This window comes from Nitrobacter sp. JJSN (assembly GCF_051912485.1).
Classification (GTDB): Bacteria; Pseudomonadota; Alphaproteobacteria; order Rhizobiales; family Xanthobacteraceae; genus Nitrobacter.
The window spans coordinates 1,577,828-1,591,879 of the sequence record NZ_CP196822.1 but is presented as its reverse complement, the minus strand read 5'-3'; the positions used below and the strand labels follow the sequence as shown (position 1 = coordinate 1,591,879).

Genomic DNA, 14,052 nt, shown 5'->3' with positions numbered 1-14,052 from the left:
GGCAATGGCAAGGTGGGTTGAGCGATGCGCTGCCCCAGTTGCAACAGTCTGGATACCCAGGTGAAGGACTCCCGGCCGACCGAGGATTCGGCCGTCATCCGTCGCCGGCGCGTCTGCATGGCCTGCAATTTCCGCTTCACGACGTTCGAGCGGGTGCAGTTGCGCGAACTCACGGTGATCAAACGTAATGGGCGGCGGGTGCCGTTCGACCGCGACAAACTGGTACGCTCGCTGCAGATCAGCCTGCGCAAGCGGCCGGTCGATCCCGAGCGCGTCGAAACCATGGTGTCGGCCATTGTCCGCGAACTCGAGAGCGGTGGCGAGGCCGAGATTTCGTCCGAGACCATCGGCGAGATCGTGATGGAACATCTGCGGAGCCTCGACGATGTCGCCTATGTGCGCTTCGCCTCGGTCTATCGCAATTTCCGGGAGGCCAAGGATTTCGAGGCGGTGCTGGGCGAACTCTCCAGCGAGGACGACGCGCGGCAGGTGCCGCTGCGCAAATGATCTTCCGCATTCTGGAAGACCAGTACGGCGAAAAGCTTCGGAAGGCCAAGGCCGCCGACGTGCATTTCATGCAGTTGGCACTGGCGATGGGCCGCCGCGGCCTGGGCTCGAGCGCGCCCAATCCTGCCGTGGGCGCCGTCATCGTGAAAGACGATGTGATTGTCGGACGCGGATGGACCCAGCCGGGAGGGCGTCCGCACGCCGAGGTCGAGGCGCTTCGGCGCGCCGGAGAGGCCGCGCGCGGCGCGACCTTGTACGTCACGCTGGAGCCGTGTTCGCATGTCGGAAAAAAAACCCCGCCCTGCGTGGACGCCGTGGTCGCGGCCGGCATCGCGCGTGTCGTATCTGCGATCGAGGATCCCACTCCGGAGGTCGCGGGGCGGGGCCATGCGCGGTTGCGGGCGGCAGGAATATCGGTCGATGTCGGACTTTGTGCCGTCGAGGCGGCCTACCATCATGCCGGACATTTCCGGCGGGTGCGGGACAAACGCCCACACGTCATCCTCAAGCTCGCGACGTCCAGCAACGGAAAGATCGCTGCAGCCGGAGGCGCGCCTGTCGCCATTACGGGTGAGGCGGCCAAGGCGCGGGTGCATCTGTTGCGCGCGCAGTGTAACGCCATTCTGGTCGGCATCGGCACCGTGCTGGCCGACGATCCTCTCCTGACCTGCCGGCTTCCCGGCATGGAAACGCGCTCGCCGCTACGTGTGGTGCTGGATCACGCACTGCGTATCCCGCACGAGAGCCGGCTGGTCCAGTCCGCGCGCGAGACACCGATTTGCGTCATGGCCTCTGATTTTGCCGACGCACTCACAGCCGTGAAGCTCGGCGCCGCCGGCGTGCAGGTCGTGCGCGTTCCGGTCGCGGCGGGCGCGCCCGGGCTCGATCTGGCGGCGGTTCTCCGCGCCCTGTCCGAAAGAGGCGTTACCCGTCTGATGGTCGAAGGCGGCGCGCGTGTTGCAGCGTCATTCATTGCGGCTGCTCTCGTCGATGAAGCTTGGCTACTGCGCGGTCCCGATCCGATCGGCGAGGACGGCGTGCCGGCGCTCGGCACCTTGCCGCTGGCTGCCATTACCGAATCGCAGCAGTTCAGGATTCGTGCGAGTGAGATGCTGGATCAGGACACTCTCGCGATTTACGAGCGTGTCTAAATCGAGTTACGCTTCAAGGGGTCATTCTTTGAACGGCTATGCCCGGGCATGACGGTCGCAGGTATTGGATTCGAAAGGTTCTGATGTTCACCGGTATAGTGACCGACATCGGCGAGATCGAAAGTCTGACGCGGACGGCGCAGAACCGGTTGCACCGGCTGCGCATCCTCTGCCGCTACGATCAAAGCTCCATCGCGGACGGCGCGTCGATCGCCTGCAGCGGCGTGTGTCTGACTGTCATCGCCTCTGGCGTCGCCGGGGGACGGACCTGGTTCGATGTCGATGTCGGGGCTGAGACGCTCGACGTGACGACGGCAAAGCACTGGGCGGCGGGAACGCGGCTCAATCTCGAACGTTCGTTGAAAATAGGCGACGAACTCGGCGGCCACATCGTCGCGGGCCATGCCGATGGCATCGCCACTGTCGTTATGCGCGACGATCTGCATGGCATGGCCCGCTTTGAATTGCGCGCGCCCCGGGATTCGGCGCGTTTCATCGCGGCCAAAGGCTCGGTGACGCTGGATGGCGTATCGCTGACGGTCAATACCGTTCGGGACGAGGCATTTTCGGTGCTCATCATTCCGCGCTCACTCAGCCTCACCACGCTGGGCGATTGGCGCGCAGGCAGCGAGGCTAATATCGAGGTCGATCTGATGGCGCGTTACGCGGCGCGGTTGAGTGAGATGAAGTAGGCCTCATCGATAAATGTGCCATGCGCGGGCTTGACCCGGGTATTCATCCTCTTAACAAGATGGGTTGCCGGCCACATAGGCCAGCGAAGCGCCGCCGTTCTTCCGGACGGCTATGTCCGGCAAATGACGAACCAGGGACACGGAATGGCAGACGCACGGCGCGCAGCGCTCAAGGATCAGACCGACGTCTCGGGGGCGCGCGCCCTGATCGTCGAAGCGCGGTTCTACGACGATATCCAGGACGCGCTGCTCGAGGGCGCGGTCGCCGAATTGAAGGCTGCCGGCGTCGGCCATGACGTCATTACCGTTCCCGGCGCTCTGGAAATTCCGGCGGCAATTGTGATCGCGCTCGATGCGGCCGAACAGAGCTGCAAGCCTTATGATGCTGTCGTCGCGCTCGGCTGCGTGGTGCGGGGCGACACGATCCATTTTGAAATCGTCTCGATGGAGTCCTCCCGAGCGCTGATGGATCTGTCGGTTCAGCGGCGAGTGCCCCTCGGCAACGGTATCATCACGGTCAACACCGATGCGCAAGCGTGGGCGAGGGCGCGTGCGAGCGAATTGAACAAGGGCGGCGACGCGGCGCGGGCGGCGCTGGCAATGTTGCGGATCAAGCGCCGATTGGCGAAGGCATAACGGCGCAATGGCGGGCATCAAACAAAGCATCGACAAGAAGGCCAACAAGCGCGGCGCGGCACGACTTGCCGCGGTGCAGGCGCTGTATCAGATGGAGATCGGCGGGGCAGGGATCAACGATATCTTCGCGGAGTTCGAAAGCCACTGGCTAGGCAACGAAGTTGAAGGCGACAAATATCTTCCTGCCGAGGCGGCATTCTTTCGCGACGTGGTGGCGGGCGTGGTCCGCGACCAGACCAGGCTCGACCCATTGATCGACGATGCGCTGTCGAAGGGTTGGCCGCTAAAGCGGATCGACGCGATCCTGCGCGCGGTGCTGCGCGCTGGGTCTTATGAACTGGAGCATCGCAAGGATATTCCGGCGCGGGTCGTGGTGTCCGAATATGTCGATGTTGCGCACGCCTTCGTCGAAAAGGAGGAGGTGGGCATGGTCAACGCGGTGCTCGATCAGATTGCGCGCCGTTTCCGCGCCGACGAGTTTGCGCAGTAATAGTGCGGCCTCCTTTCGTCATGACGAGGAGCGCAGGGCGATGTGTGGTGCCGTCCCGAGAGCGACGAAGCAATCTGGCCTTCGGTTGCGGTCGTGTAGATTGCTTCGCTCTGCGAAAGTTTTGCGAAAGCCAATTTGTCGTGAGCTCGCAATCACGAGGATCGAAAATATGCCATCCGGTGAAGACGATCTGATTGCACGCTACTTCAAGCCGATAGCAACCGATCCGGGCGCGCTGGGGCTCGCTGACGACGCTGCTGTCTTGAAAGGCGGCAGCGACGATCTTGTGGTCACGACCGATGCCATTGTCGAAGGGGTGCATTTCCTGAGTGGTGATCCGCCGGAAATGGTCGCCAAGAAGGCCTTGCGGGTCAATCTCTCCGATCTCGCCGCCAAGGGCGCGACGCCAGCCGGCTTCGTCATGACCCTGGCATTGCGCAACGCCGACGAGAGCTGGCTCGCCTCATTCGCGCGCGGGCTCGACGGCGACGCACGGGCATTTGATTGTCCGCTGCTAGGCGGCGACACAGTCGCAACGCCTGGGCCGTTGACGATTTCCATCACGGCCTTCGGCCGCGTGCCGCCCGGCGAAATGATCTTGCGCAGCCGCGCGAAGCCGGGCGATCGCATCGTCGTCTCCGGTACAATCGGCGATGCGGCGCTCGGGCTTGCCATTCTTACGGGCAAGGTGACGGTCAGCGACGCTGCGATCCGCGAGGTGTTGCTCAGCCGCTATCATGTTCCGCAACCGCGTATCGGCCTCGCGATGGCCCTACGGAACTATGCGCGGGCCGCGATGGACGTGTCCGACGGTCTCGCCGGCGATCTCGCAAAATTGTGTGCAGCGTCGGGAATCTCTGCGCTGATCGATGCTGCGGCCGTGCCGCTGTCCGACGCGGCACGCGGATTGATGGAGCAGGGCCAGATGAGTCTCGAGATCGCGGTGAGCGGCGGCGACGATTACGAGATCTTGTGCACGATCGCTGAGGATCGCCTCGGGGCCTTCGTCCGGGCGGCACGCGGCGTCGGCGTCGCAGTAACGCCGATAGGGAAGATCGTTGTAGGCAACACGGCTCCGAAATGGCTTGATGCGGAAGGCAAGGAAATCGCTCTTCCGCGGCTTTCTTACAGTCATTTCTGAATTTTGCTCCGTCTGACCATACGCGAAAACGCCCGGCTAGGCCGGGCGTTTTGACGTTTGCGAAGTGATCAGTTCAGGTGCCGTTGCCGAATCGGCGCGACCACCATCCCGCACGGCGCGGCCGGTCTTCGTTCGATTCTTCCGGAGGATGTTGCGGCTCAGGCGCCGATTCTTCCGGCTGGCTTTGAACGACTGGCGCTGCCGGCGGTGCCTCTTCCGAGGCGAAGCTCACCTTTTCGCGCACCGTCGAGCGACGCCGAACGGCTTTTTCGGATTCTGATATGGTCTCATCCTTGACCTCAACCGGAGAGTTCGTCATTTCCGGCTGCGCCGCGGTGTACTGCGGCTGAGCTTCGATTTCAGACGAGTCGGCTTGCGGTTCAGGAGCGATCGGTGCCGAATCGAAGTCTGCAACAGCTTCGACGACTTCCGGCGCTGAGGTAGGACCAAGTTCGTCGGAAATCGAGCCGACAAGGCCCGCGCTACCGCGGCGCCGGCGACCACCACGACGTCCACGACGACGCGGACGCCGTTCTTCGTCCGGAGACTGATCTGCTGGTGCTTCGCCGTCCTGAGCTATGGCGTCCCGAGCTCCGACGTCGTCTCCGTCATTTTCAACGTCGCCGGTCATGAAGCGTGCCGCAGCGAAATCAGCGGCAATCTGCACATCGGAGCCGTCGCCGGCGTGCGCGGCCTGGTCGTCGCGGATTTCTACGGATCGTTCACGCCGGGGCCGGCGGCGCCTCCGCTTGCGACCATCGCCCTCGGTTTCACCACCCGCTTGCTCATCGGCGCGAGCCTCGGTGTCGTCGGTCTCGATCTCGGCTTCGATATCAAGTGGCTGCTCGTCCTCATAGGCCTCTTCGGCTTGCGGTGGGGATGCAGCTAGTTGCGCGGCAAGCAGCGCTTTCGCAGCCTCCAGCGTATGCACCTGCTCGCCGCGATCAATGATGAAGGATTGCTGGCCGGCGATCGAAGGATCGGCGACCACGGAAAGACCAACCTTGAAGCTGTGTTCGAGGTCGCGCAGATGGCCGCGCTTTTGATTGAGCACATACAGCGCAACGTTAGTGCGTGTCCGCACAACGAGGTTGTGCGTCGCGCCTTTCATCAAGGTTTCCTCAAGGCTGCGCAGCAACTGCAACGCCACCGAGGGAACCGAGCGGACGTGGCCCGTGCCGCCGCATTGTTGGCAGGGCTCCGTCGAACTTTCCAGCATGCTGGCGCGAATGCGCTGGCGTGACATTTCCAGAAGACCGAAGTGCGAGATGCGTCCGACCTGGATACGCGCGCGGTCGTGACGTAGACAGTCGCTGAGCTTGCGCTCCACCGCGCGGTTGTTGCGCTTCTCATCCATGTCGATGAAGTCGATGACGATCAGGCCGGCAAGATCGCGCAATCGCAACTGTCTGGCGACTTCCTCGGCGGCCTCGAGATTGGTCTTGAGCGCTGTGTCCTTGATGTGGTGTTCGCGGGTCGAGCGGCCCGAGTTGACATCGATCGACACCAACGCTTCGGTTTGGTTGATGACGATGTATCCGCCGGAACGAAGCTGCACCGTCGGCGAGAACATCGCATCGAGCTGGCTTTCGACGCCCGTGCGCGAGAATAACGGCTGGTAGTCGCGATACGGCTTCACCGCACGGACGTTGGACGGCATCAGCATCTTCATGAAATCGCGCGCCTCCTGATAACCGGCTTCACCGGCTACCTGGATTTCGTCGATTTCCTTGTTGTAGAGATCGCGCAGAGAACGCTTGATCAGCGAACCTTCCTCGTAGACAAGCGTCGGCGCCTGCGACCGCAGGGTCACGTCGCGCACGGTTTCCCACATGCGGATCAGATATTCGAAGTCGCGCTTGATTTCCGGCTTGGTGCGCGCGGCGCCGGCGGTGCGCAGAATGACCCCCATGCCTTCGGGCACGTCGAGGTCCTGCACCACTTCCTTCAGCCGTGAACGGTCCTGCGCCGAGGTGATCTTGCGGCTAATGCCGCCACCGCGTGCGGTATTGGGCATCAGCACGGCGTAGCGGCCGGCCAGCGACAGATAGGTCGTCAGCGCCGCGCCCTTGTTGCCGCGCTCCTCCTTGACCACTTGCACCAGCATCACCTGGCGGCGCTTGATGACTTCCTGAATCTTGTACTGACGGCGCGGCCGGTAGGCGCGCTCGGGCACTTCCTCCAGCGCATCGTCACCGCCAACGGACTCGACCTGCTGGTCCTCGGCGTCGCCTTCGTCGTCATCCTCTTCCTCTTCGGCTGGGGTCACCTCGCCAGGAGATTCGAACCCAAAAGGCTGATCGCCCTGTTCATGCACGCCGGGATCGTGAGCTCCGTGGTGATCGTGAGCTTCGTGTGTGCCTTCGGAATCAAGGAGAAGGGCCGGGGCCGCATGATCGTCTTGATCACGGGCCGGCGGCTCGAAGTCGACCGCATGCTGAGTCGATGCGTCGGCCCGGGCTTCGCCGGTTGACCCGTGCGCCTCGTCGTCGCGGTGCGCGCCAATGGCGTCATCCTGGTCTCGCGCGACAGCGAGGTCGTGCAGATGGTCGGCATCGATGTCGTCATGATCGGAGCCGTACGGATGGCTGTGCCCAATATCGTCGTGCGCATGCTCGTGCAGATGATCGTGATTCGCGTCGTCCTCGTGCGGATGATCGTGATCTTCGTGTTGCTGCCCGACGTCATCGCCGGGCGCCGATTCGTCGTGCCCGAAATGCGACGCGCCTTCATGGTCCGCATCCTCGACGACGGCGCTCTGAACGCGTTCGCCGTGATCGCGCCGACGCGAACTGCGATTCCGTGAACGGCGTCGGCCGGAGCGATCTTCCGACTCTTCCTCCGCCTCGCGGTGCGCCCGCTCGTCGGCTTCGATCAGTGCCTGACGGTCGGCGACCGGAATTTGATAGTAGTCAGGATGGATTTCGCTGAATGCAAGGAAGCCGTGCCGGTTTCCGCCATATTCGATAAACGCGGCTTGCAGCGAAGGCTCGACGCGAGTGACCTTGGCCAGATAGATGTTTCCACGCAGCTGCTTGCGCTGGGCGGATTCGAAATCAAATTCCTCGACGCGGTTGCCGCGGACGACGACCACCCTGGTCTCTTCCGGGTGGGTGGCGTCGATCAACATTTTGTTGGGTTTGTTGGACATTTTGGAGCTCTTGGCGGCGGAGGGCGCATGGCACGGCTCGCGCGTTCCGCGCGGCCGGGTGACGCAACGGTCCACCTGATTCGGGGGTGAGGGGAAGGCCGCGATGCGATCCTGAGCGCCCTACCGACCCTGTTCCCGGCGCGGCTCGGCGCGCGAAGCTCTCGCCTCGCGTCGGAGCGATCTTTGCGGGGATATTGGTCGGCTTTTCAGTCTGGCGCATCAGGCGTCGGCCCGTATGAACAGGTTGGCGGCAAAAGCACCGCCGTGTATCTCGCTGCCGGACCGACGCGGCGCCAAAGTGCCTGTCGGCTGTTGTACCTCGTGGCCGCAGGGCCGGGACAATCGGTCATGACCTTCTGAAACCGTCCCCGGCGCAAAAAACCTGGTACCGGACGCCCCTCGAGCTTGAAACCGCCGCTCCGAATCCGCCGCGCGACGCGCTGGCTTTGGAGGGGTCAGGAAACGCGGGCACTTCTAGCAATTTGAAGCCCTGCGCTGCACCGGGAGGCTGTACGCGATACAACCGGGAGTTTAACCGTCAGCATTGACTTACATACGTGGATTGCTGGCCGCTTGCAAGGGACACCGTCGCCGGCCGGTAACACCGCCAGTATTTGCTGTGGGCGGTTTCCAGTATTTGCTGTGGACGGATTAAGGTCCGATTAACCCTGCGATCCTATTGCGGTAAAGTCAGCTCGGAGGCATGGGTTCGTTGACGGGCCGCGCAAACCTAGGGATCGTTTGGCTGTGCGCCACAGCGCTCTTTATTCCCGGCGCGCCTTCACTCGCCGCCGGGAACGAGCCTGTTCGCCAGGCGGTCGCGGGTGATTTTCCAGTCGCCTCCGAGGTCCGGCTCGCAGGCGACACGAAACAGACCCGCTTCATTCTCGATCTCGACAAGAAGATCGACATTCACGCCTTTCTGTTGGCCGATCCTTACCGGGCCGTGATCGATATTCCCCAGGTCAGCTTCCGCCTTGCGCCCGATGCCGGCGACAACGGACGCGGCCTGATCAAGGCGTTCCGCTACGGGCTGGTGATGCCGGGCGGATCGCGGATTGTGTTCGATCTCGCGGGGCCCGCGAAAATCGACAAGGCCTATGTGCTCGATGCAGCGAACGGTCAGCCGCCACGCTTGGTGGTCGAACTGGAGGCCGTCGACCCTGCTGCATTCAATCGTCTACTGGCTGCTTCGAGCAGTTCTGAACGGCCGAAGGACGCCGATTCCCCGGACCCCGTCGTCGATGCGACCGGTTCGACGGGGGCCGCCGCGACTTCGGATAGTCGCCCCGTGGTCGTGATTGATCCAGGCCACGGCGGAATCGACAACGGAACCCAGGCCTCAACGGGAGAGATGGAAAAGAATCTGGTGCTGGCTTTTGCCGTGGCATTGCGCGACCGCATCGAGCAGGACGGCAAATACCACGTTGTCATGACGCGAACGGACGACACCTTCATCCCGCTGGCCGAGCGTGTCCGCGTCGCCCGGAACAACGGTGCCGCGCTGTTTGTATCGATCCATGCGGACGCCCTGCCGCACCGCGAGGGCGACGCCCAGGGCGCGACAATTTACACGTTGTCGGACAAGGCATCGGACGCCGAAGCAGAACGGCTGGCGGAGGAAGAAAACAAGGCGGACGCGATCGGAGGCGTCAACCTGACGGAGGAGCCGACCGACGTCGCCGATATTCTGATCGACCTTGCGCAGCGGGAAACACGCACGTTTTCAAACCGCTTCGCCCGGTTGTTGATGAGCGAGATGAAAACTGCCGCGCGGATGCATAAGCACCCGCTGAAGTCGGCCGGGTTCAAGGTGCTGAAGGCGCCGGATGTGCCGTCGGTGTTGGTTGAACTCGGTTACGTTTCGAACAAGGCAGACCTCCGTCAGATGGTATCGGACGACTGGCGCTCCAGAACTGTCCGTTCGGTCGCAAAGGCCGTTGAGGCGTTTCTTGCAAAAAGAGTGGGTTCGGCCGGGCCAACTCACTGAAAAGGGCTGGCCTCAATTCGGAAGCCCTAGTTTGGCCACAGCAGCCGCTCTATAGAAAAGTTGTCGCAAGTTCGCAGAATCGGCCAAAACCGGAGTTCTTAGTCCGGCGGATGCTTCGACGAACGAAACGCATCAACGGACGATTGAGGCTTGCGGACGCGCCGCCATATCGCCAGGCCGCCGGCAACGAAACGGACATTCGGTAATGCGCTTGCTGCTGCGTTTCACGGGTTTTCTTTTTGCAGCGGGAACCATCCTGTTTCTGGTCGGCGTCGCGGCGGCGGCGGGACTGATCTGGCATTTTTCCAAGGACCTGCCGGACTATTCCCAGCTTCAGAATTATGAGCCGCCGGTGATGACCCGTGTGCATGCGTCCGACGGTTCGCTGCTCGGCGAGTACGCGAAGGAACGCCGGCTCTACCTCCCGATACAGGCGGTGCCGAAGTTGGTCATCAACGCGTTCCTGGCCGCGGAGGATAAGAATTTCTATGAGCACGGCGGCATCGACTATTCAGGCATGGCCCGCGCGGCGTTGCTTTATGCTCAGAATTACGGATCCAACAGGCGGCCGCAGGGTGCCTCCACGATCACCCAGCAGGTTGCCAAGAACTTCCTGCTGACCAACGAAGTTTCCTTTGCCCGCAAGATCAAGGAAGCGCTGCTCGCGATGCGCATCGAACGGGCCTATTCGAAGGACAAGATCCTCGAATTGTACCTGAACGAGATCTATCTCGGCCTCGGCGCCTACGGCATCGCGGCCGCATCGCTCGTGTATTTCGACAAACCAGTCAATGAGTTGACCGTCGCCGAGGCTGCCTATCTGGCGGCCTTGCCCAAGGCGCCCTCGACCCTGCATCCGGTCAAGAACCACGACCGTGCGGTCGAACGGCGCGACTACGTCATCGACCGGCTGCTGGAGAACGGCTGGATCAAGCAGGCCGACGCCGACAAGGCCCACAAGGATCCGCTGATCGTCACCAGCCGCGCCAACGGAGCGCATACCTTTGCCGGCGAATATTTCGCCGAGGAAGTCCGGCGCGACCTGTTCGAACGCTACGGCGAAAAGAAGCTCTACGAGGGAGGGCTGTCGGTCCGAACGACGCTCGATCCGAAACTGCAGGCGATAGCGCGCAAGACCATGGCCAACGGCCTCGTCAACTATGACGAGGCCCAGGGTTGGCGCGGCGCGATGAGCAAACTCGATATCTCCGGCGACTGGGGCGTAAAACTCGCCGACGTCAAATCGCTGTCCGACGTCACGCCGTGGCGGATGGCGGTCGTGCTCGAATCCGACGACAAGTCCGCACGGATTGGCTTTCAACCCGGCCGCGAGCTTGGCGGCGCCGTGAGCAAAGACCGGCAAACCGGCTTGATTACGCTCGACGGGGTGAGGTGGGCCAAAGACGCGTCCGGACCGACGCGAGGCCGCACGCCAACGAAAGTATCGCAGGTGCTTTCGCCTGGCGATGTGATCTATGCCGATCCTCTGATTACAAAGGACGGCAAGACCGTCGACGGCGAATACCGGTTGCGGCAACTGCCCCAGGTGTCCGGCGCGATGGTCGCGATGGATCCTTGGACCGGACGTGTGCTGGCAATGGTCGGCGGCTTCTCGTTCGATCAGAGCCAGTTCAATCGCGCGACACAGGCCTATCGGCAGCCGGGCTCGTCGTTCAAGCCGATCGTCTATTCTTCGGCACTCGACAACGGCTATACGCCATCGACCGTCGTCGTCGACGCGCCGATCGAGATCGACCAGGGGCAGGGCTCCGGCGTGTGGCGTCCGGAAAACTACTCGAAAGAGAAATACTACGGACCGCAAACGCTTCGGAATGCGCTGCGGCTCTCGCTCAACACCGTGACGGTGCGGTTGGCGCAAGACATTGGCATGCCCTTGATCGGCGAATATGCCAAGCGCTTCGGTATCTACGACGAACTTCCGAACTATCTCTCCTATGCGCTGGGAGCCGGCGAGACCACAGTGTTGCGCATGGTGACCGCGTATTCGATGTTCGACAATGGCGGCAGGCGAGTGAAGCCGACCCTGATTGACCGCATTCAGGATCGCTATGGCCACACCATCTACAAGCACGACACGCGCGAGTGCCGTGGGTGCGACGTGCCCGAAGGCTGGAAGGACCAACCCGAACCCCAGCTGATCGACCACCGAGAGCAGGTGCTGGATTCGATGACGGCCTATCAGATCACCTCCATGATGGAGGGTGTAGTGCAGGCCGGCACCGCCACGGTCATGCGCGATGTCGGCAAGCCGATTGCTGGCAAGACCGGCACCACCAATGACCAGAAGGATGCCTGGTTCATCGGTTTCTCGCCCGACCTCGTCGTCGGCGTCTACATGGGTTACGACAAGCCCCGCAATCTCGGCCGCACCGCGACCGGTGGACACCTGGCGGCGCCGATCGCGCGCGATTTCATGAAGGTTGCGCTTGCCGACAAGCCCGCCACTCCGTTCCGCATCCCTGCGGGCATCAAGCTGGTTCGCGTCGATTCCAAAACTGGCATGCGCGCTGGGCCCGGCGATACCGGCAAGACCATCCTCGAAGCTTTCAAGCCCGGCACCGCGCCGCCTGACAATTACGCCGTGATCGGTGTAGCGGACCAGGACGGACGCCAGACGCAGCCGCTGCCCGACGCCGATCGCAGTCTGTTCCGGCCGGGCACCGGCGGGCTTTACTAGCTATATACGATTGCTCTTTGTGGCCTTGGCGGCTACATCACCTGCCATCGCTGAACGACGTCGTGAGCCGCGGACCAGAAAAGCCATGCGCGCTGAAATCGAAAGACTTGTCGAAGAGATCAAGCAGTCGGTCGGGCTGCTGAGGAGGCATCTTTGACGTCGAAACATCGACCGCGCGCCTGGCGGAGCTGAACAAGCTCGCCGAGGATCCGGATCTCTGGAACGATCCCCAGAAGGCCCAAAAGCTGATGCAGGAGCGGACCTCGCTGGAGGATTCGCTGACCGGCATCGGCAAGGTGGAGCGTGAACTCGACGACCAGATCGGCATGATCGAACTCGGCGAGGCCGAAAACGATCGGACCGTCGTCGACGAAGCCGAAACCGCCCTGAAGAATCTCAAGAAGGAAGTCGCCCGCCGCGAACTCGAGGCCTTGCTCTCGGGAGAGGCGGATCGCTTTAACTCCTATCTTGAGGTTCATGCCGGCGCGGGAGGCACCGAAAGCCAGGACTGGGCCTCGATGCTGCTGCGCATGTATACGCGCTGGGCAGAGAATCGCGGTTTCAAGATCGAGTATCTGGAAGAAACGCCCGGCGAAGAAGCCGGCATCAAGTCGGCGACGATTCAGGTCAGTGGCCACAACGCCTACGGCTGGCTCAAGACAGAGGCGGGTGTGCACCGTCTCGTAAGAATCTCGCCGTTTGATTCCAATGCACGACGCCATACGTCGTTTTCGAGCGTGGCAATCTTCCCGGTGGTGGACGACAGCATCAAGATCGACATCAAGGAAGGCGATGTCCGCACCGACACCATGCGCTCCGGCGGCGCCGGCGGCCAGCACGTCAACAAGACCGAATCGGCGGTGCGGCTGACGCACATTCCGACCGGCGTCGCGGTGGTTTGTCAGGCCGGGCGCTCGCAGCACAAGAACCGCGCGCAGGCCTGGGACATGCTGCGTGCGAGACTCTATGAAATCGAGCTCAAGAAGCGGGAAGAACAGGCCGCTGCGGATCAGGCTGCCAAGACCGACATCGGCTGGGGCCATCAGATCAGATCCTATGTCTTGCAGCCCTACCAGATGGTGAAAGACCTCCGAACCGGAGTGCAAACGTCAGATACGTCAGGTGTGCTTGACGGCGACCTCGATGAATTCATGGCGGCGACACTGGCGCAGAAAGCCTTCGGTATCACACCCGGAGCGGTCGAAGACGTGGATTAGCCATGCTGGCATCAATTTCATTAGCTTGAACCCAAGACTGCGGACAGGCGGGCATCGTCTGGCTGGTGATTTCGTTTGACGGATTCACTTGAGTCATGAGGTGAGACGCTGAATCGTTAGATTATCGACCATAAACAACATTAAAATCAAAAAGTTGCTTGTGTTTCTTGGATTTCGAAGTTTGCAGTGAAAGACTGCAAGATTGTCACGAAAAGTCTGCGAACTCTGAAAGGGGATGCTTGGGTTAATTCGGCCATAGTTCCGGTCCACAGCGTCAAGTGTGGCCGCGATGCCCCAGCCAAAGAGTTTCGGTCGAGATTGCCCGCAAGGGGTTCCGCCGCGCTCCGGCGGCGAATATGATTGCTTGGGGATAATTGAC

10 protein-coding genes are annotated in these 14,052 nt (G+C 62.1%); 9 read left to right on the top strand and 1 reads right to left on the bottom strand.

The window, feature by feature from the left end:
* Positions 1 to 24 precede the first annotated feature (24 nt).
* The 6 genes from nrdR (at position 25) to thiL (ending at position 4,617) form a co-directional block, all read left to right on the top strand.
* Complete coding sequence (gene nrdR / locus ACSZOQ_RS07800; protein ID WP_439925407.1) at positions 25 to 507, top strand: transcriptional regulator NrdR; 483 nt, start codon at positions 25 to 27, stop codon at positions 505 to 507.
* On the top strand, positions 504 to 1,658 hold the full coding sequence (ribD, locus tag ACSZOQ_RS07795) for a bifunctional diaminohydroxyphosphoribosylaminopyrimidine deaminase/5-amino-6-(5-phosphoribosylamino)uracil reductase RibD (RefSeq protein WP_439925406.1): 1,155 nt from the start codon (positions 504 to 506) through the stop codon (positions 1,656 to 1,658). The genes nrdR and ribD overlap by 4 nt, the downstream gene beginning before the upstream one ends.
* 83 nt (positions 1,659 to 1,741) lie before the next feature.
* Positions 1,742 to 2,350, top strand: a complete 609-nt coding sequence (locus ACSZOQ_RS07790) for a riboflavin synthase (RefSeq protein ID WP_439925405.1) — start codon at positions 1,742 to 1,744, stop codon at positions 2,348 to 2,350.
* A gap of 144 nt (positions 2,351 to 2,494) precedes the next feature.
* Complete coding sequence (gene ribH / locus ACSZOQ_RS07785; protein WP_439925404.1) at positions 2,495 to 2,986, top strand: 6,7-dimethyl-8-ribityllumazine synthase; 492 nt, start codon at positions 2,495 to 2,497, stop codon at positions 2,984 to 2,986.
* 7 nt (positions 2,987 to 2,993) lie between these two features.
* Positions 2,994 to 3,476, top strand: a complete 483-nt coding sequence (gene nusB / locus ACSZOQ_RS07780; protein ID WP_439925403.1) for a transcription antitermination factor NusB — start codon at positions 2,994 to 2,996, stop codon at positions 3,474 to 3,476.
* Positions 3,477 to 3,645: 169 nt separating this feature from the next.
* Positions 3,646 to 4,617 carry a thiamine-phosphate kinase gene (thiL, locus tag ACSZOQ_RS07775; RefSeq protein ID WP_439925402.1) on the top strand — a complete coding sequence of 324 codons (972 nt, stop codon included), beginning with the start codon at positions 3,646 to 3,648 and terminating at the stop codon, positions 4,615 to 4,617.
* Between the two features lie 73 nt (positions 4,618 to 4,690).
* Here the strand turns inward: thiL and ACSZOQ_RS07770 are convergent, their stop codons facing one another.
* Positions 4,691 to 7,768, bottom strand: a complete 3,078-nt coding sequence (locus ACSZOQ_RS07770; protein ID WP_439925401.1) for an Rne/Rng family ribonuclease — start codon at positions 7,766 to 7,768, stop codon at positions 4,691 to 4,693.
* Between the two features lie 712 nt (positions 7,769 to 8,480).
* Between ACSZOQ_RS07770 and ACSZOQ_RS07765 the strand changes: the two genes are divergently transcribed.
* The 3 genes from ACSZOQ_RS07765 (at position 8,481) to prfB (ending at position 13,673) form a co-directional block, all read left to right on the top strand.
* Positions 8,481 to 9,758, top strand: a complete 1,278-nt coding sequence (locus ACSZOQ_RS07765; protein ID WP_439925980.1) for an N-acetylmuramoyl-L-alanine amidase — start codon at positions 8,481 to 8,483, stop codon at positions 9,756 to 9,758.
* Between the two features lie 205 nt (positions 9,759 to 9,963).
* The gene (locus ACSZOQ_RS07760) at positions 9,964 to 12,456 is read left to right on the top strand and encodes a penicillin-binding protein 1A (RefSeq protein WP_439925400.1); all 2,493 of its coding nucleotides are present in this window, start codon (positions 9,964 to 9,966) and stop codon (positions 12,454 to 12,456) included.
* 85 nt (positions 12,457 to 12,541) lie between these two features.
* Positions 12,542 to 13,673 (top strand): peptide chain release factor 2 gene (gene prfB / locus ACSZOQ_RS07755; RefSeq protein WP_439925399.1). Its coding sequence is split into 2 segments (ribosomal slippage): positions 12,542 to 12,610 and positions 12,612 to 13,673, totalling 1,131 coding nucleotides; the frame shifts between segments, so codons are not numbered across the junction.
* The last annotated feature ends 379 nt before the right edge of the window (positions 13,674 to 14,052 follow it).